25 protein-coding genes and 2 pseudogenes are annotated in these 25,818 nt (G+C 41.5%); 18 read left to right on the forward strand and 9 right to left on the reverse strand.

The genetic code is table 11. The annotated features are described in order from the left end of the window. Positions 1–355: 355 nt before the first annotated feature. Positions 356–1,447 carry an ISAs1 family transposase gene (locus VL20_RS02315; RefSeq protein WP_128575369.1) on the reverse strand — a complete coding sequence of 364 codons (1,092 nt, stop codon included), beginning with the start codon at positions 1,445–1,447 and terminating at the stop codon, positions 356–358. Between the two features lie 235 nt (positions 1,448–1,682). Between VL20_RS02315 and rseP the strand changes: the two genes are divergently transcribed. Next, entirely contained in the window at positions 1,683–2,774 is a 1,092-nt protein-coding gene (gene rseP, locus VL20_RS02320; RefSeq protein ID WP_052275477.1) for an RIP metalloprotease RseP, read from the forward strand. Then, the gene (gene nth, locus VL20_RS02325) at positions 2,774–3,430 is read left to right on the forward strand and encodes an endonuclease III (protein ID WP_052275478.1); all 657 of its coding nucleotides are present in this window, start codon (positions 2,774–2,776) and stop codon (positions 3,428–3,430) included. Before rseP ends, nth begins: the two co-directional genes overlap by 1 nt. A 103-nt stretch (positions 3,431–3,533) precedes the next feature. Here nth and tnpA read toward each other — a convergent pair. After that, a pseudogene (gene tnpA, locus VL20_RS02330) lies at positions 3,534–3,884 on the reverse strand (IS200/IS605 family transposase); the annotation flags it as partial. A 226-nt stretch (positions 3,885–4,110) separates the two neighbouring features. Between tnpA and VL20_RS02335 the strand changes: the two are divergent. Continuing rightward, positions 4,111–5,370, forward strand: coding sequence for an RNA-guided endonuclease InsQ/TnpB family protein (locus VL20_RS02335; protein WP_052275479.1), 1,260 nt, complete (start codon positions 4,111–4,113; stop codon positions 5,368–5,370). 45 nt (positions 5,371–5,415) lie between these two features. Next, a pseudogene (locus VL20_RS02340) lies at positions 5,416–5,993 on the forward strand (rhomboid family intramembrane serine protease). Here VL20_RS02340 and VL20_RS02345 read toward each other — a convergent pair. After that, the gene (locus tag VL20_RS02345) at positions 5,990–6,316 is read right to left on the reverse strand and encodes an antibiotic biosynthesis monooxygenase family protein (protein ID WP_002759792.1); all 327 of its coding nucleotides are present in this window, start codon (positions 6,314–6,316) and stop codon (positions 5,990–5,992) included. The pseudogene VL20_RS02340 and the gene VL20_RS02345 overlap by 4 nt on opposite strands. A gap of 160 nt (positions 6,317–6,476) precedes the next feature. On the opposite strand from VL20_RS02345, the gene VL20_RS02350 reads away from it, so the two are divergent. Further along, positions 6,477–7,019, forward strand: coding sequence for an NADPH-dependent FMN reductase (locus VL20_RS02350; protein ID WP_002759793.1), 543 nt, complete (start codon positions 6,477–6,479; stop codon positions 7,017–7,019). Here the strand turns inward: VL20_RS02350 and folB are convergent. Next, positions 7,006–7,362: a dihydroneopterin aldolase gene (gene folB, locus VL20_RS02355; RefSeq protein WP_002770608.1), complete on the reverse strand. Its 357-nt coding sequence runs from the start codon at positions 7,360–7,362 to the stop codon at positions 7,006–7,008. The two genes, VL20_RS02350 and folB, sit on opposite strands and share 14 nt — an antisense overlap. Before the next feature lie 224 nt (positions 7,363–7,586). Next, a complete protein-coding gene (locus tag VL20_RS02360; protein WP_052275480.1) occupies positions 7,587–8,570 on the reverse strand; it encodes a glycosyltransferase family 2 protein in 984 nt (327 codons plus the stop codon). On the opposite strand from VL20_RS02360, the gene VL20_RS30950 reads away from it, so the two are divergent. The 9 genes from VL20_RS30950 (at position 8,542) to VL20_RS02400 (ending at position 16,027) form a co-directional block, all read left to right on the forward strand. Further along, positions 8,542–8,721: a hypothetical protein gene (locus VL20_RS30950; protein ID WP_128575124.1), complete on the forward strand. Its 180-nt coding sequence runs from the start codon at positions 8,542–8,544 to the stop codon at positions 8,719–8,721. The two genes, VL20_RS02360 and VL20_RS30950, sit on opposite strands and share 29 nt — an antisense overlap. A 114-nt stretch (positions 8,722–8,835) precedes the next feature. Continuing rightward, complete coding sequence (locus VL20_RS02365; protein WP_052275481.1) at positions 8,836–9,756, forward strand: glycosyltransferase family 2 protein; 921 nt, start codon at positions 8,836–8,838, stop codon at positions 9,754–9,756. 14 nt (positions 9,757–9,770) lie between these two features. Beyond that, positions 9,771–10,730, forward strand: coding sequence for a GDP-mannose 4,6-dehydratase (locus VL20_RS02370; RefSeq protein WP_002770602.1), 960 nt, complete (start codon positions 9,771–9,773; stop codon positions 10,728–10,730). A gap of 2 nt (positions 10,731–10,732) precedes the next feature. Further along, on the forward strand, positions 10,733–11,950 hold the full coding sequence (locus tag VL20_RS02375; protein WP_052275482.1) for a glycosyltransferase family 4 protein: 1,218 nt from the start codon (positions 10,733–10,735) through the stop codon (positions 11,948–11,950). Between the two features lie 29 nt (positions 11,951–11,979). After that, the gene (locus VL20_RS02380) at positions 11,980–12,957 is read left to right on the forward strand and encodes a glycosyltransferase family 2 protein (protein WP_002788256.1); all 978 of its coding nucleotides are present in this window, start codon (positions 11,980–11,982) and stop codon (positions 12,955–12,957) included. Between the two features lie 32 nt (positions 12,958–12,989). Beyond that, positions 12,990–13,544 (forward strand): phycobiliprotein lyase, encoded by a 555-nt coding sequence (locus tag VL20_RS02385; RefSeq protein ID WP_052275483.1) that lies wholly within the window; start codon positions 12,990–12,992, stop codon positions 13,542–13,544. Between the two features lie 85 nt (positions 13,545–13,629). Then, positions 13,630–14,022 (forward strand): MerR family transcriptional regulator, encoded by a 393-nt coding sequence (locus VL20_RS02390; protein ID WP_052275484.1) that lies wholly within the window; start codon positions 13,630–13,632, stop codon positions 14,020–14,022. A gap of 5 nt (positions 14,023–14,027) precedes the next feature. After that, on the forward strand, positions 14,028–15,248 hold the full coding sequence (locus VL20_RS02395) for a hypothetical protein (protein WP_052275485.1): 1,221 nt from the start codon (positions 14,028–14,030) through the stop codon (positions 15,246–15,248). Beyond that, entirely contained in the window at positions 15,245–16,027 is a 783-nt protein-coding gene (locus tag VL20_RS02400; RefSeq protein WP_052275486.1) for a hypothetical protein, read from the forward strand. Before VL20_RS02395 ends, VL20_RS02400 begins: the two co-directional genes overlap by 4 nt. A 229-nt stretch (positions 16,028–16,256) precedes the next feature. Here VL20_RS02400 and VL20_RS02405 read toward each other — a convergent pair whose 3' ends face one another. Together VL20_RS02405 and VL20_RS02410 are read right to left on the reverse strand one after the other, a co-directional pair. Beyond that, positions 16,257–17,672, reverse strand: coding sequence for a mechanosensitive ion channel domain-containing protein (locus VL20_RS02405; protein ID WP_052275487.1), 1,416 nt, complete (start codon positions 17,670–17,672; stop codon positions 16,257–16,259). A 9-nt stretch (positions 17,673–17,681) separates the two neighbouring features. Beyond that, complete coding sequence (locus VL20_RS02410) at positions 17,682–18,332, reverse strand: nitroreductase family protein (protein WP_052275488.1); 651 nt, start codon at positions 18,330–18,332, stop codon at positions 17,682–17,684. A 206-nt stretch (positions 18,333–18,538) separates the two neighbouring features. Here VL20_RS02410 and VL20_RS02415 point away from each other — a divergent pair, with 206 nt between their 5' ends. After that, positions 18,539–19,963 (forward strand): PP2C family protein-serine/threonine phosphatase, encoded by a 1,425-nt coding sequence (locus tag VL20_RS02415; protein WP_052275489.1) that lies wholly within the window; start codon positions 18,539–18,541, stop codon positions 19,961–19,963. Positions 19,964–19,991: 28 nt separating this feature from the next. Here the strand turns inward: VL20_RS02415 and VL20_RS02420 are convergent, their stop codons facing one another. Then, positions 19,992–21,233, reverse strand: coding sequence for an AmpG family muropeptide MFS transporter (locus VL20_RS02420; RefSeq protein ID WP_052275490.1), 1,242 nt, complete (start codon positions 21,231–21,233; stop codon positions 19,992–19,994). Positions 21,234–21,540: 307 nt separating this feature from the next. Between VL20_RS02420 and VL20_RS02425 the strand changes: the two genes are divergently transcribed. Together VL20_RS02425 and VL20_RS02435 are read left to right on the forward strand one after the other, a co-directional pair. Further along, positions 21,541–22,161 (forward strand): GNAT family N-acetyltransferase, encoded by a 621-nt coding sequence (locus VL20_RS02425; protein ID WP_052275491.1) that lies wholly within the window; start codon positions 21,541–21,543, stop codon positions 22,159–22,161. A 350-nt stretch (positions 22,162–22,511) separates the two neighbouring features. After that, the gene (locus VL20_RS02435; RefSeq protein WP_002770582.1) at positions 22,512–23,924 is read left to right on the forward strand and encodes an LCP family protein; all 1,413 of its coding nucleotides are present in this window, start codon (positions 22,512–22,514) and stop codon (positions 23,922–23,924) included. Positions 23,925–24,018: 94 nt separating this feature from the next. Here the strand turns inward: VL20_RS02435 and VL20_RS02440 are convergent, their stop codons facing one another. Beyond that, positions 24,019–24,702 (reverse strand): Uma2 family endonuclease, encoded by a 684-nt coding sequence (locus VL20_RS02440; protein WP_052275493.1) that lies wholly within the window; start codon positions 24,700–24,702, stop codon positions 24,019–24,021. A 155-nt stretch (positions 24,703–24,857) separates the two neighbouring features. Here VL20_RS02440 and VL20_RS02445 point away from each other — a divergent pair, with 155 nt between their 5' ends. Continuing rightward, positions 24,858–25,499 (forward strand): Uma2 family endonuclease, encoded by a 642-nt coding sequence (locus VL20_RS02445; protein ID WP_052275494.1) that lies wholly within the window; start codon positions 24,858–24,860, stop codon positions 25,497–25,499. Positions 25,500–25,818 lie beyond the last annotated feature (319 nt).

A 25,818-nucleotide genomic window follows, 5' to 3' on the forward strand; every position in this document is an offset into this window, starting at 1 on the left:
ATAAGTAGCTGGTTATAATTAAATTAAAAATGGATTTTAGGTTCGATCCCCCCTGCCCCCCTTGATAAGGGGGGTGCCGATCCCCCCTTAGTCCCCCCCTTAATCCCCCCTTAATAAGGGTAGGGTTGATTCATTTAAATTAAGTACAGCTAATTTTGAGTCAATAAATTTGACTGAAGATTCTCAAGTTTATCTTTTTCTAATCAAAATAGTTAGTCACAATAACTAATCTTTAATCCTCTGCCAAATTTATTATGAATAAATTGATAAAGCTTGTTCCCAAGCCACTAAAAGCCTATCTCTCTTCAAATTTTCTGAGAGTACATCCTGTTAATTTAGCTAATTTTTCTGCTTCTTACGTCGATAAAACTATCAGTTTTTCCCAACGTTCAGCTAACCACCTCTGTCCCTCTGTGATTGAGAGAAAACCCAAACCTCTGAAAAGATTCAATCCTATGGTTGTGAGAATTGACCAATTGCTGGCCGCTTGAAAATCACTAATTTCGCTTTTATCTTCCTCAAAAATTACATCTTTTACCCAATGTAACTGATTTTCTATTTTCCAGTGTCCTCGAATAATTTTAGCAAATACTTCGGCGGATTCGGTTAGGCTACTGATATAGTAAGCTGTTTCTTCATAGGTTTTATCCCCGCGACTACCCCTTCTTTCTACTTTAATAACTCTTCGCAGATTTTCAAACCCTTTTCTTTCATTTTTCCTCACTTTAAAAACTTCTATTTTTCTTGATATTTTTCGTCCATGACTATTATCTTGTTCAAGAAAAAAACTTTCTGGCTTTGAGGAATTACTCAGGTCTTGTATTCGCTGATAAAGATTTTTCTGATTTCCTTTAACGGTGATAACATAGTCATTTTTAGTCTTGGCTATTAAGCTGATTGTTTTCTTCTGACAGTGTAAAGCATCCCCAGTAAAAACTTTATTTTGGAGAGAGCAATCCTCAATTATAGCTTGCCCTTCGTCGATTTCAGACCCTTTTTTGTTTTCGATTCTTTTTAAGTGTAATACCAAGCCACTTTCTTGACTAAACAATGAGATAAACATGATAAAATTTTGTTGTTCATTGTTAGGATTCTTTAGGGTGTTTTTGAGACTTTTTCCATCTATGCCTAGCCAATTTATATCATCTCTTTGTCCATATTCTTGTAATGCCCATTCATTAAACATTTTTAACAAACTCTGCCAGTCAACTCCCATCATTACCCTTCTAATTGTTGAATAGGATGGGACTCTTTCTGGAATTATGTTAAATTCTTTACTCAGCCTGTGCCGATTATTTTTAGCAAACTCTCCTAGTTCTCTATAACCTGAGTATCCTAGCATTGTTCCTAGTATTATTACTACTAATACTATCCATAAAGGGTGTCTTTTTCCTTTACCTTTCCGAAAGTCCTTGACTTGTTTTAGTTTTTCTATTAAGCTCAACATATATTTAAAAAGTTGGCGGTCACTTCTCATTTTACCTGATAGTGATCGCTTTTACTTTTGATATTCTGATGGGAGAATGAAACAGCCCTACCCTTAATAAGGGGGGCATCTGATAATTTTTAACGCCTACCTACTTAAATGATCGGAAAATTAGCGATAACTAAAGATTTTTTGCAATCTGCTTGGGAGGATCGCTTACAATAAACAAAAGCTAAGTCATTATAATTTGATCATCATGTCAGTTTTAATAGCGATCGGTGTACTTGCCCTATTAATTGTCGTTCACGAATTGGGTCATTTTGCCGCTGCTCGTTGGCAATCTATCCATGTTAATCGCTTTTCCATCGGTTTTGGTCCAGCTTTAGCTAAATATCAAGGTAAAGAAACGGAATACGCCCTCCGCGCCATTCCTTTAGGGGGTTACGTTGGTTTTCCCGATGACGATCCCGATAGTCAAATTCCCAATAACGATCCTGATTTATTACGCAATCGTCCTGTTTTCGATCGAGCTATCGTCATTAGTGCCGGGGTAATTGCTAATTTAATTTTTGCCTATTTTTTGCTTGTTACCCAAGTCGCTACGGTGGGGTTTCCCCAAATTAACTATCAAGAAGGGGTAATTATTCCTGAAGTTTTCACTGCTGAAAATTCCGTCGCTAAACAAGCGGGAATGCAAGCGGGGGATATTGTTCTCGCTATCAATGATCAGCCCCTTGGTGCTTCTCAAAATGCCATTATTGACTTCCGTGACATTATTCAATCTTCCCCCGATCAACCCCTAAAATTAACCATCAAACGCCCGACAGAAACGATCAATTTAATCGTTACTCCTGAATTGGGAAGTGATGGTCAGGGTAAAATTGGGGTTAGATTGGCTCCTAACGGTGAAGAAACTCGCCTGAAAGCCGATAATTTTGGGCAAGCTTTTAGCTTAGGTGCGGGTGAATTTCAGCGATTAACCCTATTAACCGTTCAAGGTTTTGGGCAGTTAGTTAGTAACTTCAAAGACAGTGTTCAACAGGTAGCAGGACCGGTGAAAATTGTCGAATATGGAGCGGCAATCGCTCGTAATGATGCGGGTAATCTTTTTCAATTTGCCGCCCTAATTAGTATTAACTTAGCGGTAATTAATATTCTGCCTTTACCTGCTCTTGATGGCGGTCAATTAGTATTTTTATTAATCGAGGCTTTGGTAGGTAAACCTCTCCCAACTAAACTGCAAGATAACATCATGCAAACAGGTCTAGTTTTACTCTTAGGATTAGGAGTTTTCTTAATCGTGCGCGACACGGCTAACCTAGCAGTTTTTCAGGATTTATTCCAGTGATGGCCCCGCGAAAAAAAACTAAGCTTCAACTGCGCGCCCTAGAGATTTTAAGCAACTTAAAGCGATTATATCCAGAGGCAACCTGTAGCTTAAATTATCAAACTCCCGTGCAGTTATTGGTGGCAGTGATTCTCTCGGCACAATGCACTGATGAGCGGGTAAATAAGGTTACTCCTGCTTTATTTGCTCGTTTTCCCGATGCTAAATCCTTAGCTTTTGCCGAGCGAGAGGAGTTAGAAACCCTAATTCGTTCCACGGGATTCTATCGCAATAAAGCTAAAAATATTCAGGGTGCTTGTCAAAAAATCCTCGAGGATTTTCAGGGGGAAGTACCCAAGACAATGGCGGAATTATTAACTTTACCCGGGGTAGCTAGAAAAACGGCTAATGTGGTACTTGCTCACGCTTACGCGATTATTGAGGGGGTGACAGTAGATACCCACGTTAAGCGCTTAAGTAATCGTTTGGGTTTAACTACTAATAACGATCCGGTGAAAATTGAACGGGATTTAATGGCTTTACTGCCTCAACCGGATTGGGAAACTTTTTCTATTAGTATTATTTACCACGGCCGGGCGGTTTGTAAAGCAAGAAATCCCGCTTGTTTTTCCTGTCAATTAGCCTCTCTTTGTCCCGCAGCAAACAGTAAACAGTAAACAGTAAACAGTAAACTCACACCTGATAACTGGTAACTGAATCACTGATAACTGATCTGGTGGCTATCTCAATGGAGCGAGATGAATCGCCACCAGAATAAAACTAACGCGGTAGGGTTTCCACTTTTGGGGAGTTTTTTTGGTTCTCGACGTATTTTTTTAGTTGTTCGACGGTAACGCCGCCACAACTAGCCACGAAATAAGCTCCCGTCCAAAAATAGGGTTTATTGTCGAAATACTTTGCCGCCAAATCTGGAAATTCCTTTCTAATTAAGCGACTACTAACTGTTTTAAGGTTAGCGATTAGTTTGGATAAAGCGATGTCAGGCTTGTCATCGATAATCCGGTGAACGTGATCCGATTCACCGTTGAAATCAAGCAATGCGCTTTCCCATTTTGTGAGCGTTGATACAAAGATTTCTTTCAGTCGGGCTAAGATTTCATCGTTAATAAGTAGTCATGCAAAATTAATTACCTGCCCGATCGAGCTAAAACCCTTACGGGGCAATGATCGTCATGTGTAAATAATTTTGCCTAGGTACTTAGCAATGGTCGGTATTTGATGACGAATACAACGTGGGCGGTAAGTCTATAAACAGAACGAAATCCATGATTGTAATCAGTTGACATATTAGGCAGTAAGTGTTATAATCTAGCTATACATCACGAAACTAACGACAGTGATAACGCTTACCTACCAGTACAAACTAAAGGTAAACAGGCAACAGGAACGGGAGATCGTCCACATTCTTGATGTTTGTAAGAGCGTTTATAATTACGCGCTCTCGGAACGGAAAGATTGGTTAAACTCTCGAAAGTGTCTTGCGGATCGTTGTTCGTTAGTTTCCGAGTACATAATTCCTGCGGATGAACCCTATCCTAATTACTTCGTTCAAGCCAAAAATCTAACGGAAGCTAAAAAAGTTTACCCGATATTAAAGACGGTTAACGCTCAAGTCTTACAGCAAGTCTTAAAAACTTTAGATAAAGCGTTTGACCAGATGAAATCGAAAGGCTTCGGCTTTCCTAGATTCAAGAAAAAGATGCGAAGTTTTGTTTTCCCCGCGCTGTCAAAAAACTTTCTAGGGGATGGATGTTTGAATTTTCCACAATTGGGAAAAATTCGGATTAGGAAATCCAGAAAGTACCCGTCTGGGTTCGAGCCTAAACAAGCTCGAATTATCCAAAAAGCGTCGGGATTTTACGTTTCGGTTTCCTTCCAATCTACGGAATTAGTTCCCGATATGACATTTGGGAAAACCTGTTTAGGAATCGACGCGGGGATTGAGAGTTTTGTCGCTACTTCACGAGGAGATTTAATCAAAGCCCCTCGATTTTTGTTGAAAGTACAGAGTAAGCTTAAATTGCTACAAAGACGCTTGAAACGGAAAACTAAAGGCTCTAGCAATTGGTTAAAACTTCAGGAGAAGATAGCAAGATTACACGAAAAAGTGTCTAATACTCGTAGAGATTGGCACTTTAAACTAGCTCATTACCTTTGTGATCTTGCTGATAATATCTTTGTCGAAGATATTAACTTCGTTTCCTGGTCTAGAGGGATCGTTAGAAAACAATCTCTGGATTCAGGCATCGGTAGTTTTATTAATGAGATACTACCGTTTGTTATTTGGAAACGGGGAAAATATTATCTTAAGGTTGATAAAAACGGAACTTCGCAAGAGTGTCCTAATTGTGGCGCGATTACCGGCAAAAAAGCGTTATCAGAAAGAGTTCACCGGTGTGATTCTTGCGGCCACATTGAACCGAGAGACACGGCATCAGCAAAGGTAATCGAGAACCGGGGAAAAAACGCGGTCGGACTGACCGTGTTAGAAAACGCTCGCGGAGGCGATTTGACGGGGATCGACCGGTTAAACCAAGTCGATCTAGTTAAAAGCCTAAGAACCGAGAATCCCCCGCTACACCGCGCGAGCGGTTAGCGGGGGAGAGTCAAAATGGGAAAAAATAACTCATCCATCAATCTTATGAGTCAAGGATCACGGCAAGAAATAAAAACCCAAGCAATAATCCTCGCTACCTTTGTGGCGATTTTTTGGCTGTTAGAGATTTTAGATCAATTTGTTTTTCGGGGCAGTTTAGACAATTTCGGGATTATTCCCCATCAAGTCATCGGATTGCGGGGTATTCTCTTTGCACCTTTCCTACACGGTAACTTTCCCCATCTTATTGCTAATACGGTTCCTTTCCTGATTCTCGGTTGGTTGGTGATGTTACAGGAAACCAGCGACTTTTTTATTGTGACTGGGTTGACTATGCTGGTGGGGGGTTAGGAGTCTGGTTATTTGCTGCTCCGGGATCCATCCATATCGGGGCAAGTATCTTGATTTTTGGCTATTTAGGTTTTTTATTACTGCGGGGCTATTTCCAAAGAAATATTCCTTCTATACTCTTGTCAATTCTAGTCTTTTTACTCTACGGTGGCACAATTTGGGGCGTTTTGCCTTCCCGTCCGGGGATTTCTTGGCAAGGACATTTATTTGGTTTCCTAGGCGGGGTTTTAGCCGCCAAATTAATCGCCACCGAAAAGAAACATTATTCCTAAATGGGGGAACCTTCTATCTCGCTACATACTTCGTAAAAATCGGTGACAGGAGGTTTCGCAAACAGAGGAGCCATGGATTTCAGCAATAATTCGTGGGCTTCGCTTTTATTTGCCTCCATATCATCGATTTTATCCCAGATGATCACGGCAATTCCTTCATCGGTTCCGGGTTTTTGCAACAGAAAAGCTCCCTGGAATCCCGTGGAATAGGTGGAAACGGCTTTTTCGTAGAGTTTTTGGGCTTCGGAAAAACACCCCGGTTTAAATTCACCAATAGCCACATAGGCATATTTATGTTTGAGAAAATCGAGAAATTCTGGCATGGCAATGAGGGGAAATGGAATAAATCTTTCTTTCTACTCCTATTAAAACTTAGATCGATCGCCCCCTCCGCCCCATCGACATATTTTTTTAACTAAGCTTCCCCAATTGTCTCTTTTTTTGTTAGCTTATATGTAGTCGTTATGAGTTTGTATAAGTTCTATGATCAAAATTGTTGGTATTAATGGCAGTTTACGCCCAGGATCCTATAGTGCGATGGCGTTAGAAGTTGCTATCAGTCGAGTACAGGCGTTAGGAGTAGAAACGGAGATAATTGACCTGAGAAAACTCTCTTTACCCTTCTGTAACGGGGGAGATGACTATTCTGACTATCCCGATGTGGCCAAAATGCAGCAAACGGTTAAATCGGCAGCGGGATTAATTTTGGCGACACCGGAGTATCATGGCAGTGTCAGTGGTGTGATGAAGAATGCCCTAGATTTAATGAGTTTTGAGGAGTTATCGGGAAAGGTTGCTGGATTAATCAGTGTTTTAGGCGGCCAATCCAATAGTAACGCCCTAAATGACTTAAGAATCATTCTCCGTTGGGTTCATGCTTGGGTAATTCCCGAACAAATTAGCTTAGGACAAGCGTGGAAAGTCTTCAACGAAGACGGAAAAATCCTTGACGAGAAGCTTTCCCAACGTTTTGACGCTTTTGCGCGAAGTTTAGTCGATAATACCCGTAAACTCAACGGGATCTAGTAATATCGATGGTGATTTTACCGGTGAAATGGGGAATTGGGGCGGCAGGTTTCGATAATTGTACTCTTACCTGTCGCACTCGATCGAGTTTTAGGATATCCTCAGCGATGACTGTGGCCAATTTTTCCACTAGGGCAAATTTGCTGGTTTCAATCTGGTGTTTGACAATTTTGATCGCCTGTCGATAATCTAGGGTATCTTCAATCGCGTCACTTTTGCCAGCAATGCTGATGTCAACTTCTAGGGATAAATCCACCTCAAACCATTGACCTAAAACCTGTTCTTCGGCCAGATATCCTGTGTAACCGTAGGCCCGAATTCCTGTAACGTGAATAGTATCCATAGATAGTTAAATTAAAAAACTGGCAGCGTTGGTCACAAAGATGAAGTGTAACCTAATTTGGTATCGACGACCCACTCCCCAAAATGAAAACTTCCTACCCGACCATTAGGATAACTGCTAAGTACCTAGGCAAAATTATTTACACATGACGATCATTGCCCCGTAAGGGTTTTAGCTCGATCGGGCAGGTAATTAATTTTGCATGACTACTTATAAATTATAGTTTAGACGGCTCTTACCTGTTCGGTGTAATCTTTGGAGCGTAGTTGACGGAAACCTTGAAAAGCCAGTTGTCTCAAGTTCAGAGGTAAATAGGAAAGCAGTAAACCCAGTCTAGCCCGTCGGGATTTTCCTGACAATTGCGAGGCTTTTTCTATTAAAACTCGCCCGGCTTCGTTTTCTCCCTTTTCAATTAATTTTATTCCCAAAGATTCCTGTAAAAAAGCCGTTTTTTTTACTCTTTCTTCTTCTAATTTTACATCATTAAAGTGATAACTTTCTGTACAAAACAGTTTTGCTTGCAAAAAGTGAACCGCTTGTTTTAAGCTAGTTTGACCGCCATGGAAACGATATTCCATTAATAATTCTGGCAGAAAATAAGCTTGTTTTCCCGCTAAAGCTAAACGCACTAATAAATCAAAATCTTCACAACCATCCGCTTGAGAGCGCATATAATCCACATCGACTAAAGATTGATAACGAAAAAGAGTCGAACCCACCTGTAAACTTTGATAGGAAAAAGTTTGTCTTTGTAAATCAGGAATAATCCCTTGTTGTAATCTGTCTTTGCCCCATTTCGCTGAATTTTCTTGGGTGGCAGCTGTAACTTTTTGTCCAAATTTATCAATAATCCAGTGATCAGTACAGACAAAATCAACGTTTTTTTCTTGCTCTAAAATAGGTACAGTTTTCGCTAAAAATTCAGGAGTTAGTCCATCATCATCATCGAATTTAATAAAATATTCTCCCCGAGCAGCCGTAAAACCTGATCGCATATTTAAACTTCTACCAAGATTTTGGGGATGACGCAGATAAATTATTCTCGAATCCTGAAATGCTGCCACCACTTCTGGGGTATGATCAGAAGAACCATCATCACAAACAATTAACTCAAAATCTTCATAAGTCTGCCGCAAGACAGTATTAATCGAATAGGTGAGATAATCGGCGCGGTTATAGGTGGGAATACAAATAGTTACTTTCGGCATAATATTTTCAGTTATCAGTAATCAGTTATCAGTTATCAGTGGAGAGTGTTATAGCAGTTATCTTCATGGTGAGATAGGAAGTTTTCCTTTTGGGGAGTCGGTCGTCAATACCAAATTAGGTTATACTTCATCTTTACGAGAAACTCTATAAGTAAAAAGCAATCTCCTGTCTCCTGTGTCCTGTCTCGGAGTCTCCTCAAGCATTTTTACATTTTTGCAAAGGAATGTTAAGTTTTAGGGTATTGAATGAGTAACCTTGATAGCCATGGCTCCTAAAATAGCAGGGATTATCTGTACCCACAACCGCGATCACTACCTAGCAGCAGCGATCGATAGTCTTTTAGCGCAAACCTGCCCAGATTGTGAGATTTTAGTGGTTGATAACGCATCTACCGATAAAACCCGTCAAGTGGCCCAGTCACGTCTGGGAGATGGGCGGCTAAAATACGTTTACGAACCTATTTTAGGGCTATCTACCGCCAGAAATCGCGGGGCGAAGGAAACTAGAGCGCCGATTTTAGCCTATTTGGATGACGATGCGATCGCTAGTCGTCAATGGTTGCAAATTCTGTTAAATGCCTACGAAAATAACGAAAAACTGGCAGTAGCGGGGGGAAAAGTCACCTTAATTTGGCCGCAAGGCTACAGTCAACCCAATTGGTTATCCGATCAGTTAGCAGCGGGTTTAGGGGCTTTCGATTTGGGCGACAATGTGGTATATATCAGCCAAGCGAATTTAACTCCGCGAGGGGTTAATTACTCAATTCGGCGAGATTTCTTGGAGAAGATTGGCGGTTTTGACCCTAATTTGGGAAGAATTGGCAAAAAACTTCTATCTAACGAGGAATTATACACTACAGAACTGGCACTGGCCCAGGGATGGCAAGTGGGCTATTTTCCCGCAGCACTGGTGGAACACAATGTTGCCCCAGAAAGAATCAATCGTCAATGGTTTATGCGTCGCAGTTGGTGGCAAGGCATCAGCGAACACTACCGGGAAGAAGTGGCAGGAAGAACGGGATTGGCTCAATTTAGGCGAGGAGGTGAGCGTTTGGTGAGAGGATTGGTTAAATCTGTCAAATTTATCAATGATCCTGCTAAAAGCTTTGATAATCTTCTCTATGCCTATGGACAAATCGGTTATTTAAGCGAAGCCGCCAAGGCGATGTTAAACCCTCAAAAGTAAATTTTTGTAAATAAATGAGTAAAAAAGCGTTAATTTGTGGTATATCGGGGCAGGATGGAGCCTACCTAGCCGAATTACTGTTAAAAGCAGGCTATACAGTTTGTGGCACCTCCCGGGATGCCCAAATGTCATCTTTTAGTAACCTGAAACGTTTGGGAATCAAGGAACAGGTAAAACTAGAATCGATGGCACTGAACGACTTTCGCAGTGTCCTACAGGTCTTAATTAAAATTCAGCCGGATGAGGTCTATAATTTGGCTGGACAAAGTTCTGTGGGTTTATCTTTTGAGCAGCCAGTGGAAACCTTAGAAAGTATTGCCACGGGAACCTTAAATCTCTTAGAAGCAATTCGATTTACTGGAGCAAAAATTAAATTATATAATGCCGGATCGAGTGAATGTTTCGGGGATATCGGCGATAATTCTGCCGACGAAAATACCCCTTTTCGTCCTCGCAGTCCCTACGCTGTGGCTAAATCGGCGGCTTTTTGGGAAGTGGCTAATTATCGAGAAGCCTACGGAATTTTTGCCTGTTCAGGCATACTTTTCAATCATGAATCTCCCCTGCGTCCCGAGCGCTTTGTCACCCAAAAAATTATCGCTGCCGTGGCTAGAATTGCCCAGGGAAGTCCTGAAACTTTGCAACTAGGAAATATGGATATTCAAAGGGATTGGGGTTGGGCGCCGGAGTACGTTGAAGCGATGTATTTAATGCTGCAACAGGAGCAACCCGATGATTACGTCATTGCCACGGGAGAAAGTTCAAAACTAGAGGATTTTGTCGCCACAGCTTTTGCTACTGTGGGCTTAAATTGGCCAGATCATGTAATTTCCGATCGAAGTTTATTAAGACCAACAGATTTAGCCATTAGTCGTGGCAATCCCAACAAAGCTAAGGAAAAATTAGGTTGGCAAGCACAATACAAAATGACCGATATTGTCCGCATGATGGTAGAAAATCGTTTAGAAAAATAGCTATGAATATCTTAATGATTAGTTCCACCTTTCCCTATCCACCTAGCAAAGGAGGAACTCAGGGCAGAACTTTTAATTTACTCAAGCATCTCAGCAAAAATCATGATATTACTCTCATCGTTCAGCGTACTGCTGATGTCGGAGATGAGGAGGTAGAAAAGTTAGGTAACTTTGTTAGTAAATTGGTAGTTTTTCCCCGTCCTCGAGATGCCACAACTGGAATAATTGCTAAACTGCAAAGATTAGCTCAATTCCTGCAAACGGGAACCCCTCCCAATGTACTTTTTGGCTATTCTCAAGAGATGCAGAACTGGATAGATAGGGCAGTTAAGAGTCAAAAATTCTCAGTAATTACCAGCGAACATAGTGTTAATGAAATTTATATTCGTTCCGAATGGCAAAGGCAAATTAGGACAGTAATTGATGTGCATAGTTCCCTCTATCAAACCTGCAAAAGTCAATTAGAAATTGGGGTTTCTAGTCAAAAATTACGGGATCGTCTCTACCTTCCTCTCCTGCGTCGCTACGAACAAAAAACTGTGCAGAAATTCTCAAAAATTGTCGTCACCACCGATGAGGATCAAAAACAAATGGAAGAATTTGCCCCCAATGGAGAGATTTATTTAATTCCTAATGCAGTAGATTTAGATTTGTTTCCCTATCGTTCCCAGGATGCTGCGGGACATAATTTAGTGTTTATCGGTGGTTTAGATTATTGGGTTAATATCGATGCGGCCTGTTTTTTAGCTAGAGAAATTTTACCTCGTATTCAACTTACTTACCCCGATACTACTTTAACTCTAGTCGGTGCTAATCCATCCCTAGAAGTGCAAGAATTAACTAAGTTAAAAGGAGTGATTGTGACGGGACGAGTACCATCAATGACCACCTATCTTCATCAGGCAACTGTGGCAGTTATTCCCCTAAGAACGGGTTTTGGAATGAAGTTCAAAACCCTAGAATCCATGGCGGCGGGGGTGCCAGTGGTGGCCAGCGATCGAGGTTTAGAAGGATTAACAGTGGCAGGAAATAATGTTCCTATAGTAGCCTTAAGAGCTAATAGTATTGAGGAATATTGTACGGCGATTAGTAGTCTTTTTGAATCGGCAGAGTTGCGAGAAAAATTATCTAGAAATGCTCGCAAGTTAATCGAAGATAAATATACTTGGCAACAAGCAGCAGGTAAGTATGAACAAGTTTTAATTGCTGACATTTGTTAGGAAATTTCTCTAGTTTTTTGTCAATTAATATGCTATCAAATCAAATACCTGTAAAAATATCTGTTGTTGTTCCTCTGTATAACGAAGAAGAAAATATCGATGCTCTCTTTCGGCGACTTTTAGCAGTTTTAGAGGCACTAAATACCAGTTATGAGATTGTTTGCGTTAATGATGGGAGTCGTGACAATACTCTCAAAAATCTCGTGGAATATCATCAACGTTATCCACAAATTAAAGTAGTTAATTTATCCCGTAATTTTGGTAAAGATATCGCCATGTCAGCAGGAATTGATTATAGTCAAGGGATGGCAGTCATTCCTATTGATGCTGATTTACAAGATCCCCCCGAATTAATTGCCGAGATGATCGAAAAATGGCAGCAGGGTTATGATGTGGTTTATGCGTCCCGTCGGGTTAGAATTGGCGAAAGTTGGTTGAAACGTTTTACAGCAGAAGGTTTCTATCAAGTCATTAATAAATTAAGTCGCGTTCCTATTCCCCCTAATACGGGAGATTTTCGCTTGATTGATCGCCGAGTGGTAGAATCAATTAAAAAAATGCCCGAACGTCAAAGATTTATGAAAGGAATATTTGCTTGGGTGGGATATAAACAGACATCAATTTTATTCGATCGAGAACCCCGGTATCAAGGACAAACTAAATGGAATTACTGGAAATTATGGAATTTTGCCCTTGATGGTATTACCTCCTTTAGTTTTTTACCTCTGAAAGTCTGGACCTATGTAGGATTTATCATTGCATTTATTAGTCTTGTTTATGCTAGTTTTTTAATTCTCAGGACTATTATTTTAGGAATCGATGTACCTGGATACGCTTCTCTGATGGTTGCTGTCCTATTTTTAGGAGGAATTCAATTACTGACTCTTGGTATTATTGGCGAATATATTGGCAGGGTTTATGAGGAAGTCAAGGGTAGGCCACTTTATCTTGTTCGAGATTGTTATGGTTTTGAAAATAGGGAACAAGTTACTGATAAAATAACTTAAAATTAAGATATGACATGAGGAGAGTTAAATTTATGAATACCGAAGTTTTTCAGCAATTTTTTGCCTATTGTGTCGGTAGTTGGCAAACGGAAAGAACCTATCATTATCTAGCTGCTCAAGAAGTGGAACGTTCCCGTACTGAATTCCTCATTCAACCCCTCACCAGAGAGATTAAACAGAAAGTTCTGACAGATAATAACTATCCTGATATTGCGGATTTAGAAAGTATCCCCGGGTTTAATTTAGGTTTCTATACCATCTCGGAAAAAGGGGAAGAAGTGCGACAAAATCTTAATCTTTTATTTGTGGTTAAAGCAGAAAATAACGGTTATTTAGAAGGGGATTATCTTCGTGATCGCGCCTACGAAGAAGCAAGACCAATTATCTCCGCTTTTCGCTTTGATTCCACTACCAGAGAGTTATTAATGACCACCAATTATACTCGCAGTGTTTCCGTGGATTCAATTACTTTAATCAATCCAGACCTGCGAATTCGCAAAATTATTAACTATCAACGTCCCAAGGAGGGGGAACCCTTGGAAAAAGTTCTCTTGGTCGGTTTTGGAGTTGAGTGTAAAGTCAGTTAAAAAAATATTTCTTTCCCCCCCCTTGATTCTCCAGTCAGGGGGAGATTTTATAATAGGGTAACGATAGGATTAAGGAGCAAAAATAATGCTCAAAATCGGTCAACTTTCCCTAGAAAGTGGTGTTTCAATTAAAACGATTCGTTATTACGAGGAATTAGGACTAATTCAGTCCCCTGAGAGGACAGAGGGACAATTTCGCCTATTTACTCCCGATACTGTCCATCGCTTGCTGTTTGTCAAAAGATTACAATCTTTGGGTTTAAGTCTGCAAGAGATCCGCGAATGTTTAGTAATTCATGACCATGGTGAGTTACCCTGTGGAGATATTCAAGAAAAATTAATTAAACATATTGCTGAGATCGATCAACAAGTGGAACAATTGCTTTTATTGCGTCAACAATTAACCGAAACCCTGCAAGGATGGACGGATACACCAGTAAAAGACGATCAATTTATTTGCCCTAATCTCAAGGTTTAACTATCATGAAAAAGTTAATTTTATTGGTAACTGTAGCAATGATTTCTACTCCTGTCATTGCTCAACATTTACATCTTGATTCACCTCAAACTCAGACTTTACAAGCAATTCCTGATAATATACCAGCTTGGATGTATAACAAGCAACGTAATCATATTTATCCCCAAAGAGGGGTTTATAACAATGCCATTTATAATGTCAGAGATTTAGCTTTAGACTTGAATGCGATCGCTGTTGGTCATGCCTTTGCCTACGAAGATATCGTAACAGGAAAAGCGAAAGATTTAGAAACTAAGACATACCAAAAAATTAATTGGGTTTTAAAAAATCCGCCTAAATTTATGCCCGATGAGGGTAATATTTCCCCAACTTTTGGCAGAAAATACGGTGTTTTAGAACAGGTTTTCGAGTGGGCGCATATTTTCCATGCTCAAACCGTTGATGTTTTAGCCAGCAGCAAATTAACCAACAAGGAAAAAGAGGCGGAAATTGAAAAATTATATCAATTTTACTTGACAAAAGTTCCCTATGCGATTACGGGATTACCCATGAATATGGGTTATCTGGATTCCCAGCCTTATTCTAAAGCCTTTCGCCAGAAATATCCGAAAGTTAATGGCTTATTTTGGGGCTACCATTGGTTACAAGGAACAATGTATGACTTGCTCTATGAGAAGACGCTAGAAGAACAAAAACAAGCTTATAAACAGGTAGGAAAACAATACCATAGTCAGGAATTGTATCGCACCGATCGAGCTTTTATGCCGATGTTTGCCGAACTTAGTCCCAAGTTTGCCCGACGTTTTCCCGCAATATCTAACACCTTTGATAACCTGCATATGTTGCACGATATGGTTAATGATATTCTGGCATCAGCTTGGCTAACTCCCCAACAAAAAGACGAACAAATTACCCGCGCTATTTGGTTAGTAATGGCCGCTAATCATCAAGGAATGGCAGCAGGAAAAAATTATGGTGGTGAAGGACTACATGATCATCGTTTTGAGTCAGGAATTCCGGGTATGGGATTAATGCCAACAGATATTTCTCACGAAGGTCATAATCACGATAATCCTGATAATTCTGAGAAAAAACCTGATAATTCTCAGGGACATGAGGAAGAAGATCACCAACACCATAACCACGAAAATTACTCTCCAGAAAAACCTCCTAATACGGAGAAAAAACCTGATGACAGCAATGATCAAGAGGAACTGAAAAAATGAGAAGATTTTTATTAATTGCTGTGGGTTTAGTTGCCAGTTTTACTAATCCAGTTTTTGCCAACGATCATAACAATCTTGATTCCGGTCGTCCCCTTTCTTTTGATGATGCTGAAAGTCTTGGTTTTGGGGAACAATCGATAGAATTTGGAGGAAGTCTAGTCTTTCCTGAAAATAGTAATCTTGGGGGTGAGTTTGATATTGAATACCTCAACGGTATTATTCGCAATGGTCACATTATTATCGGCATCGATCCGCAAGTGGGAGGACGAGTTAATAGTGATGATACGGATTTTGATGTGGGAAATTTATCTGTAGGTTTTTTCTATAATTTCAATCGAGAATACGATAATGTTCCCGCTTTTGCCATTCGTACCGATTTAGGATTACCGACGGGAAATAATGCTAGGGGATTAGATTTTCGTCTGCGGGGAATTGCTAGTAAAACTGTTGGTCAATTCGATCGCGTGCATCTTAATCTCGATTTAAACATAAAAACTGACCCCGATAACGGCGATCGAGCTTTTTCCCCGGCAGCAATTCTCGGTTATTCGCGACCGATTGGTTATCCGAAACGTTTTGATCGCACTTTTTTAGCAGAATTGGGCGTAATTACCGGCGATAATAGTAATGGTGGCGTTTTAATTCGCACTGGTATGGGAATTCGTCAGCAAATTAATCGCCAAGGTGTGATCGATTGGGGTATCGAGGGAGATATTGCCACTAATGGCAATGATCAAAGTCAATTAAAGCTAAAAATCGGTTATTCTTTCGGATTTTAGGATTTTTCCCTAGCCTGCTCTTAAAAGCTAAAATAGATGAAGTATAACTTAAATTTTGGTTTGACTGGGAGTACGAGGGGGTTTGGACGTCCACATCTTCTCATCCCTGAAAACAACAGGGATATCTGATCAGTTGTCCGCAGGTAGCGACTCCCTATTCTCAGCTTCGTACCTCATCATTAGGATAACTGCTAGAGAAAAAAGGCTGTAAATCTGTTGTCATTCCCTTTTAAGTCGCAAAAAAGCTCTTTAACCGTTGTCGCAGCCAAGAGACGGGATTTTTCAGGTCTTCCGAGTCTAAAAGCCCCATTTCTCCCAATTTCTGCTGACATTCGCGCAATTCCTCTTGACGTTGGGTGAGTGCCTGAGTGAATTCCTCCGCTAGAGCCGGATAAGTAGTGATAAGATGCTGAAACCCCTGACGATCGAGCAAAAATAACAAGGTTTCCCCCACTGCTTGCATAGTGGTGGGATAGGGAACCTCTAATATTAACGGTAATTCCCCAAAATATTGACCTTTATTAAAAGTAAAAATTTTACGACTGATTTTATCGTTTTCATAAAAAGCATCCACTTGTCCCTGCAAAACAATACAGAAATAATTAGCTCTTTCTCCCTGTCTAATTAAAATATCCCCGTCCTGGAGATGTTTACGACAACCCATTTCAATTAATACACGCAATTGCAGATCGTTAAAATGTTTAAAGTAACTCACCTCCAATAACATTTCTTTTAACGATAGCGGTTTTGCAGGTTTAACTATCTCCTGATCCTGTTCCTTAACTGCCTCAAAACTGTCGGTATTATGCAACCATAACTCTCGCTGGGGAAAAGGAATTGTTATGCCCCGATGACGCAGATTATGCTCGATAATGAAGTGTAGGGAACTTCTCAGAAAAACGGCCTGTTCGACTTTTTCCACCCATACCCACAACTCAAAATTTAAAGCACTATCACCAAAACCGTTAAAAATCACCTTGGGAAGCGGATTAAAGGCAATTTCTCCCGACATATAGGCTGATTGCAGCAGAATTTCCGTTACTATCAAAGGATCCGTACCGTAGGCAACTCCCACCGGTACAATGACTCGAATGCGCGAGTCGGTATAATGCCAATTCTGGACGCGATTGCTAGTTAGGATTGTGTTAGGAACGATTAACTCTGCACCATCAACAGTGCGAATGGTGGTGGAACGAATCGATATTTCCCGGATATAACCCTTTGTTTGCTCAAATTCGATAAAATCGCCCACTTTTAACTTGCGTTCCACCAACAAAGTTAAACCACTGGTGAGATTTTTGGTTAACTCCTGCAAACCGAAACCGATACCCACCCCCAAACCACCGGCTAAAACAGCGATCGAAGCGAGATTGAATCCAGTCAATTGTAGGGCGATAATATAACCAAAAGCCCCAAAAGCAAAACTAGCCAGAGTTGCGATCGCTTCTCGATTACCCTCATCAAAACCGATACTTTTCAGCAGACGATTTTTTAGTAAACTTTTAAAAGCGATCGTCAGACAGGTGACAAGAATAAACAGTACAAGAGTACCAATAATCCAACCGAGAGTGATGGACACACCCCCAGCGCGCCAAAGGGGAGTGTAAAAAAAGGGCGTTAACCAAGCTGAGGGAGAGAAAGTCATCGCTAAAGTTTAGATTTGATAGGGATTACCCAAGCGATCCACAAAAACATTGTAATCTAAAGGTAAACGCCCCGGATTAAGCCGCGGTTCCGCCGCGTAACCGATGGGAACGACAACAGCGATCGCCAGATGGGGATGATCGGCAGCACCGATCACCGCTTTTACCTTGTCCTCGATCCAACCGTTGAGAAAACAACTAGATAAACCGAGACTTTCGGCAGCTAAAACCAGATGAGTAGCGGCGATCATGGCATCTTTAATCGCGTATTCCCGGGTTTTTTCGCCTAAATTCTTTTGAAATCCCGGGATTGCCTGTTGAAAATATTTTACCGTGCCTTCGTTCCAAGCACCCGTACTGAGGGCCTGTTCATAGATGGGGGTTAGATCTCCTCCTCCTGCGGCAGCATCGGCAGCGAAAACAAAAGTAACCGGCGCTTGGATAATTTGCTTTTGTCCCCAAGCGGCCTCGGCTAAAGCGGCCTTTTGTGCCTCATCTTGTACTAAAATAATTCGCCAATCTTGGATGTTGAAACTACTAGGTGCGGCAACGGTTAATTCTACTAGGGTTTTCAGCAGTTCCGGGGCGATCGGATCGGTGGTAAAAGTTTTAATAGAACGACGTTGATTAATCGCCGTGGGAACATCGAGAGGCAAGGTCATAAAGTCAGTTGATCGAGTTACATATTTCTAATTATTATAAGGTCAAGCTATCAGCCTCAGCCTTCGGTGTGGCAAAACAGAAATACTAAAACATCAGGATTAAATTGTGGCAGTCAGGAAAAGATCCACTATACTGTTAGACTTAAACAGGTCATAACCCAATGACCATCTAGCTATAATCATGTCACCGCCACAAAAATCATTTTATGCGTTCTGAGCCGGAACCGAGCGACACCCTCACCACTGCCACAGTCAATATGGGCGATCAAAGTACCGATATCAAGCCAATTTTAGCCTTAAAAGAGTTGGTCGCTAGTTTATATCGCGAACAAAACAAAGTTCAAAATCTCTTAAGTTCCCTCGGTTTTGCCCTGCGGAGTTTCAATAATTTAAACCAATTCCTCGATCTTACCCCCTTGATGGCCGCACGAGTGGCAGATGCAGAAGGAGGGGCGTTGATTTTGAGCAAAAATAACGGTCAAGTGGCGCTTGATCAACTGCATTGCCAAGATAATCAAATTAATGGGGAACTACGCCGACAATTAGAGGCAATTATCCGACAATTAAACCAAGAAGCGGCACTTGAGAATAAAAATAATCGATCGCTTCTCGATAGTCTCGACCATAAAATCCGGCAAACTCTCGGACAGGGTACGCAGGTTTATAGTACACCTGTTTTGGTAAAAAATAGTGAGCGGGGACGTTTATACGTTTTCAGTCGCGATCCCGATTATGGTTGGACCCCCACCCGTCGTAAACTGCTGCAGCTAGTGGCCGATCAAACGGCGGTGGCTATAGCTAATAATGAATTAACGATCGAATTACGGGCCAAGGAACGTCAGGATCGAGAGTTAGAAATCGCTTCCGAAATCCAAAATCGTCTTTTACCCCGGCAATGTCCGAAAATTCAGGGGGTAGAATTGGCAGCCCACTGCAAAACGGCTAATCGCGTTGGTGGCGACTATTATGATTTTATCCCCTGCAACTACGATCAATTTAAACTGGCAACGGAGGCGGAAAGGGAAGCCAGTACCGCTCCTTGGAGTATAGTCATCGGTGATGTCATGGGTAAAGGTGTCCCAGCAGGATTATTGATGACCATGACCCGGGGAATGTTGCGAGCGGAAGTGTTAAATCGTCACTCCCCGGCCCAGATTTTGCGTCATCTCAATCGGGTTATGTATGCCGATCTCGATAATTCTCATCGTTTCGTGACATTATTTTATTCCGAGTATGATCCCCTGACGCGCCGTCTTGGCTACAGTAATGCTGCCCATTATCCCACCCTCTGGTGGCGAGCTAAACGGGGAGAGTTAGAGTCTCTCGACACGGAAGGGACATTAGTTGGTTTAGAGGCCGATTCTATCTATGACGATTCCCAAGTGCAATTAGAAGCGGGAGATACGCTGATCTATTACACCGATGGCTTTACCGATGCAGTTAACTCGAAAGGGGAAAGATTTGATCAGAAAAATTGGCTATCGGCAGTTAAAGAAGCCTGTCAACAGTACACCGATCCCGAACAGATTCTAGAATATTTATTTGGAAAAGTGGCCGCTTTTACTGGGTTGGTAAATGACAGTAGCGACGATATGACTTTAGTAGTTATGCGAGTGAAATCGGAGGAATAAATTATCATTACCTAGCTCATAAATTAGCCTAATTCGGCTCTTGCCAAGGAGCAAATAAAGGCAATAAAGCTAACCCAGGTAAAGCGGCAATTACCGTGATTAAAAAGAACCACTGCCAACCGATTGCCTCGGCTAAAACTCCGGCGGGAGCTACTAAAATATCGCGACTAAAGGCCATTAAACTCGATAAAAGGGCGAACTGAGTAGCGGTAAAACGAGCATTGCAAAGACTCATTAAAAAAGCCACAAAAGCGGCAGTGCCTAAGCCGCCGCAGAAGTTTTCAATATTAATAGCTAAGACCATAAAAGGATAATTTTGCCCTAAATTTGCTAAAATAAAATAGGCTAAATTACTAATAGCTTGCAAGCCGCCAAAAATCCAGAGCGATCGATTAATTCCCCAACGACTTAACAGGGAACCACCTAATAAAACTCCCACCATAGTTGCTATCATGGCCATGCCCCCTTGGATCGCCCCGATATCGGTTTGACTGAAACCAGTTTTTAAGAGAAAAGGAGTCACCATATTATTAACTAAAGCATCCCCTAAACGATAGAGAACAATAAAGGCGAGAATACCGATTCCTTGACCGAATCGATAGCGTTGAAAAAACTCTTGGAAAGGCAACCAAACTGCCTCTAAAAGAGTTTGAGGAGTATCATCTCTAGGGGGAGTAGCTGGGGCGAAAAAAGACCAAATAATCGTTAAAGCCATCAATCCAGCTAGGAAAAGATAGACGAGAGGCCAGGGAAAGAGATCGGCTAAAATTAAAGCGATCGAACCAGTTAAAATTAAAGCCAAACGATAACCTAAAACCCCGATCGCCACCCCAGCACCCATCTCCCATTTTTCTAAAATATCTGTGCGATAGGCATCATAGGCAATATCTTGGCTGGCACTAAAAAAAGCGATCAGTAAAGCATTAATTGCCAATAATTCTAAAGATCGTTGCGGTTGTTGAAAAGCCATGAAACCAATCGCTAAAGTTAAACAAATTTGAGCGATTAAAATCCAGCCGCGACGACGACCAAGCAGCGGGGGAAGATAGCGATCGAGTAAGGGAGACCAAAGAAATTTAAGAGAGTAGGGGAGAGCGACTAAACTAAATAAACCGATCGATTTCAGATCAACTCCTTCGGTGGTCATCCAAGCTTGCAGGGTGCGACTGGTGAGCAACAAGGGCAATCCAGAAGCGAAACCTAAGAATAACAAAGCCGCCATTTTTTGACTGCGGAACACTTGCAAATAAGCGGAAATTTCTTTGATCATAGAGGGGGGTAGGAGGATAGATTAGATTAAAGAATATAGTTAATTGACCCAAAAAGAAAGAAATTAGTTCTGACCGGCATCGTCCCATCTTAACCATAGCCCGGCGATCAAAAAAAATTCCCGAAAAATAGCGGTCTTTCCCCCAACTGGGGCTATAGGCAGTAGAATGGATGAGATTTTGATTCAGTAGTCTTGAAAAATTGCGGTATTCTCCTTAAGATAGATGCTTGATTCTCCCAACTAGCTCCTACCCCTATTTACCTTTCCCAGATAAGGACTGCCATCCCCACCTTCCCTGCCGACTCCTGTGATTAAAGTGGACTCCTGTTTTATCTCATACCTATTGTCTAATCCCTCCGACTCGGAAGCGACCGGTGACAATGCCACCATTACCATCGAGGTGCGTTTGGCCCAAAGCCAAGATCTCAAAAGCTTGGCGGAAATTCTCACCGATAGTTTTTTCCCCACGGCCAATTATTGGTCTTTTCTGCGTCCTATCTTTAAATTGGGCATTTACGAGGACTTACGGGGACGATTGCGCGCCGATACCCCTTACTATCACTGTCTGGTAGTCAGTCAAACCAGCGTCACGGCTGCGGGTTCTCAGGAAATTATTGTCGCTACGGCGGAAATCGGCTTAAAATCCAGTTCTTTTTTAGCTGTTCCCATTCCTTATATCTCTAATTTAGCCGTTAGTCCCGATCGCCGGCGTGCCGGTCTGGCCCGGAGATTGCTGCTCAAGTGTGAACAGATCGCTAGAGAATGGGGTTTTGAGGAACTTTCCCTCCATGTTCTCGATAATAATCTAGCGGCCCAGTCACTGTACTCAAGTAGCGGTTATCGTCTGCAAAAAACCGACGGTTGGTTGAGCAATTGGTTATTTAATCGACCACAAAAGTTATTTCTGCACAAGAAAATCAGCCAATGAGGAGATAGGAGATAGGAGATAGGAGACTCCGAGACAGGTTTTAGGTGTTGGGGGTTGGAGTTTTGGGGTTTTGGGGTTTTGGGGTTTTAGTTCAATTTCCCCACTTCCCCATTTCCCCACTTCCCCACACCCCACACCCCACTTCCCCGCTCCCACGAAACAAACCCTAGATATTTCGACAAAATTGCGATGCAGAACAATTATAAGGAAAAATTCTGCTATATTATCTGCTAACTCTCTAGAAAACCCACTTAGTTTAATAATCTTTTCCGGGTATCTGAGAAAAAAAATAGTTCATCTCTTTAAAATATGGTTTTAGGGAGATATTTAGTGACCGTGTGAGGCAATTTGTGGTTAATAAGACAAAATCAAGGCTTAAAAGCGGAAAATCAAGCAAATTAGCGGCTAAACCTGTTAAAAAGCGGCGATTGTCCGGTAAATGGTTCCTGACAGCCCTAGGCTTAACCGGCTGCGCCCTAGTTTCCGCTACGGCCGGCGCTATGTTGGCTGTGTCTCTCTCCTCCACACCTTTGCGACAAGCTGCTCTCAGTCCCCAAGAAGCCGCCGCTTTTAACAATCAGCAGGCCATATCCTATCAAAATCTGCAACTTCCCGCCCTCAACCGTCCCGTTAATATTCTGGTAGTTGGGGCTAAAGTGTTGACATCCGATGTCAAGGAGGCACAAACCCCAGATTTGGGTTATCATGCCCCGGTTAATTCCTTAGATGGTTTAACCGATACCATGCTGTTACTGCGTTTTGACCCCCAAAGACAGAAGTTAACCATGCTTTCCATCCCCCGGGATACCCGCACCGATATCGAGGGTTATGGGGAGAAAAAAATCAATGAAGCTAACGCCCTTGGTGGACCTGCTTTAACGGCGGAAACGGTTAGTCATCTTTTGGACGGAGTGGCTATCGATCGCTATATTCGCATTAATGTGCAGGGTGTGGAAAAATTAATTGATGCTTTGGGGGGGGTGACGGTATATGTTCCCAAAGACATGAAGTACAAAGATTTTAGTCAACACCTCTACATTGACCTGAAAAAAGGGGAACAACACCTTAACGGCGAGAAATTCCTCCAGTTTGCCCGTTTTCGTTACGATGCTAACGGCGATATCGGTCGTATCCAACGACAACAGCAATTAATGCGGTCTTTAGTGGAACAAACCCTAAAACCAGCAACTTTATTGAAAATTCCCGATATTATTAAGGTTATCCGCACTCATATCGATACTAATCTCAGTTTAGAGGAGTTACTCGCTCTAGCCGGTTTTGCCTCCAAAACTCAGCGCGCTGATGTGCAAATGCTACTGCTACCCGGAGACTTTAATGGTGATGGTCGGCAGGGGATCAGTTATTGGCTACCCAATCAAAGTAAAATTCAAGAGCTAGTGGCTCAACATTTTAACCACGGCTCTTTTATGGCTGACATCGAAGAAACCACGCAACCGACTCGCATAGCTGTGGAAGATAGCACCGATAATCCAGAAGCGGTGCAAACTCTAGTCAGATATCTGCGCTCATTGGGTTATGAAAATGTTTTTGTCTCTAAGTCTTCATCGCCAATTCTAGAAACTACCAAAATTATTGCTCAAAAAGGGGATAATTCCCTGGCTGCTGCCCTACATAATAGCCTTGGTGTCGGGGAAGTTTTGGTGGAAAGTACGGGGAATCTCGCTTCTGATGTGACGATTAAAATCGGTCAAGATTGGCAAGAAAAATCGGCTAATCTTTCTGAGCCATCCCTAGGCAACTAAGAAAAAAATCAAGTTTATCTGGGTTATTTATTAGCGTTGGGTTTCATGCTTCAACCCAACCTACGTTCTCAGAGAAAAATCAAGTTTATCTGGGTTATTTATTAGCCAAAATTTGACAAAAATCTTGGTGTTCTTGACTAGCTATTCCTTGTTGTAATATTGCCAAAACTTCGGCTAAATTGCCCGATAATAAAGCATTTTTATCCAGCCATAATCCGGGGAAGACTTGGGAGCAAAATGTCTTATCTTGATTTGATTCTAGGGGCAAATATTCCCCATCAGTTAAGCGAAACCAATCCAATTGAGCATCATAAACTCGCCAGATAATATACTCTTGTACTCCATGGTGACGATAAACTTTGAGTTTTTCGTGTAAATCGTAGGAAGCAGTAGAAGCAGCAATTTCTACGATTAATTCTGGCGCGCCTTCTACATAATCATCTTCACTAATGCTTGATTGTCCACTGGTTTCTATTCTTAATAAAGCATCTGGTTGTGGTTGATTATCCCCATCCAGTCGCACAGTAGTATTATCCAGTGTTTCTACTCCCGGTGTCGCCACTTCGTAGGCAGTTAACCAACCGATAATATTAGCGTGGGGTTTACCGTGGTTTTTGGCTCTCACCGCGGCTGCCATATAAACAACTCCTGCGATTAATTCAGCTTTTTTTAGCTGTGTCATTGCTTGATAACGGCGCTCGAATTCAGGACGAGTTAATCTATCGCCATTTTCGAGAGGGGGAATAATATGGGGGGAAACTGTGTTAGTCGATAGCATAATTTTTGGCTCATCAAGAAACTACTATCAAGGCTTAAGTTTTCTTACCAAACTCAGTTAATTTATCGATTGGGTTCAGCTGGGTATCGAGAACATCGAAGATATCCTATACTTATTTTACAGCGTTTCTCATCATTTACCTGGAACCTTGCGCCATGTTTGCCTTAGTTTCACTAGATAAAATCGAGCTACCGGCGGGATCCTTAGTGAGATTACCTGCCACTTGGCTAGATTATCAAACTTTGTCTCGGCAAAGGGGCGACAATTCTCAGCCTAAAATCAAATATCACAATGGAGAAGTCTTGCTTATGTCTCCACTTCCTAAGCATGGACGTGATGCCCATTTAATTGCTAATATTATCATCACCTTATTGGATTATCTGGGGCGTGAGTACGAGGCTTTTACTCCCGTAACCATGGCATTACCAGAAACAAGTGGTATTGAACCAGATTATAGTTTTTATATTGACCATTGGCCGGCTATAGCAGGGAAAGCCAGAATTGACTGGGTAAATGATCCTCCTCCCGATTTAGTATTAGAAATTGATGTCACCAGTTACTCGAATGTGGATGATTATCTGCCTTATCAAGTGCCTGAAATTTGGTTGTATCGTCAGAAAAATCTCTATATTTATTGGCTAGATAATCAAGAGTATATCCCTCGCCATCAAAGTCAATATTTTCCTAACTTTAACCTACAAAATCTAGTTTCTTTCTGTGGAGAAATTGCCGACAATCGCAATAGTAGTATGGCAATTCGTCAACTAAAACAACATCTCGAAGATTTTTATAAGTAGGGAGGCACAATTATTTGTAGGATGGGTTAGCGGTAGCGTAACAGGGAGCATCTCACCTTTGCAATGAGCATAAATACTTAGTGGAAAAATAGGCTTTTCGAGGGTAATTCTTGTTTTAATTCTCCATGTACGCAGTCTTTAAAAGCCTCTATTTCGTTCCAAGACACGATTAAGAGTGGCTTTTAGGCTAAGTATAATTACTCATCGCGTAAATGAGATGCTCCCGCGTAACATGAGCGGACGTTGGGTTTCATGCTTCAACCCAACCTACGTTCATCTTATATTTAATTCCACTTTGTACCTCATCATTAAGATAACT

Source organism: Microcystis panniformis FACHB-1757, from assembly GCF_001264245.1.
Taxonomy (GTDB): Bacteria; Cyanobacteriota; Cyanobacteriia; order Cyanobacteriales; family Microcystaceae; genus Microcystis; species Microcystis panniformis.

Bases quoted from the DNA above. Each gene is read 5' to 3' on its own strand.
- VL20_RS02315 (WP_128575369.1), bottom strand. From the start codon at position 1,447: ATGTTGAGCTTAATAGAAAAACTAAAACAAGTCAAGGACTTTCGGAAA.
- rseP (WP_052275477.1), top strand. From the start codon at position 1,683: ATGTCAGTTTTAATAGCGATCGGTGTACTTGCCCTATTAATTGTCGTT.
- nth (WP_052275478.1), top strand. From the start codon at position 2,774: ATGGCCCCGCGAAAAAAAACTAAGCTTCAACTGCGCGCCCTAGAGATT.
- VL20_RS02345 (WP_002759792.1), bottom strand. From the start codon at position 6,316: ATGCCAGAATTTCTCGATTTTCTCAAACATAAATATGCCTATGTGGCT.
- VL20_RS02350 (WP_002759793.1), top strand. From the start codon at position 6,477: ATGATCAAAATTGTTGGTATTAATGGCAGTTTACGCCCAGGATCCTAT.
- folB (WP_002770608.1), bottom strand. From the start codon at position 7,362: ATGGATACTATTCACGTTACAGGAATTCGGGCCTACGGTTACACAGGA.
- VL20_RS02360 (WP_052275480.1), bottom strand. From the start codon at position 8,570: ATGCCGAAAGTAACTATTTGTATTCCCACCTATAACCGCGCCGATTAT.
- VL20_RS02365 (WP_052275481.1), top strand. From the start codon at position 8,836: ATGGCTCCTAAAATAGCAGGGATTATCTGTACCCACAACCGCGATCAC.
- VL20_RS02370 (WP_002770602.1), top strand. From the start codon at position 9,771: ATGAGTAAAAAAGCGTTAATTTGTGGTATATCGGGGCAGGATGGAGCC.
- VL20_RS02375 (WP_052275482.1), top strand. From the start codon at position 10,733: ATGAATATCTTAATGATTAGTTCCACCTTTCCCTATCCACCTAGCAAA.
- VL20_RS02380 (WP_002788256.1), top strand. From the start codon at position 11,980: ATGCTATCAAATCAAATACCTGTAAAAATATCTGTTGTTGTTCCTCTG.
- VL20_RS02385 (WP_052275483.1), top strand. From the start codon at position 12,990: ATGAATACCGAAGTTTTTCAGCAATTTTTTGCCTATTGTGTCGGTAGT.
- VL20_RS02390 (WP_052275484.1), top strand. From the start codon at position 13,630: ATGCTCAAAATCGGTCAACTTTCCCTAGAAAGTGGTGTTTCAATTAAA.
- VL20_RS02395 (WP_052275485.1), top strand. From the start codon at position 14,028: ATGAAAAAGTTAATTTTATTGGTAACTGTAGCAATGATTTCTACTCCT.
- VL20_RS02400 (WP_052275486.1), top strand. From the start codon at position 15,245: ATGAGAAGATTTTTATTAATTGCTGTGGGTTTAGTTGCCAGTTTTACT.
- VL20_RS02405 (WP_052275487.1), bottom strand. From the start codon at position 17,672: ATGACTTTCTCTCCCTCAGCTTGGTTAACGCCCTTTTTTTACACTCCC.
- VL20_RS02410 (WP_052275488.1), bottom strand. From the start codon at position 18,332: ATGACCTTGCCTCTCGATGTTCCCACGGCGATTAATCAACGTCGTTCT.
- VL20_RS02415 (WP_052275489.1), top strand. From the start codon at position 18,539: ATGCGTTCTGAGCCGGAACCGAGCGACACCCTCACCACTGCCACAGTC.
- VL20_RS02420 (WP_052275490.1), bottom strand. From the start codon at position 21,233: ATGATCAAAGAAATTTCCGCTTATTTGCAAGTGTTCCGCAGTCAAAAA.
- VL20_RS02440 (WP_052275493.1), bottom strand. From the start codon at position 24,702: ATGCTATCGACTAACACAGTTTCCCCCCATATTATTCCCCCTCTCGAA.
- VL20_RS02445 (WP_052275494.1), top strand. From the start codon at position 24,858: ATGTTTGCCTTAGTTTCACTAGATAAAATCGAGCTACCGGCGGGATCC.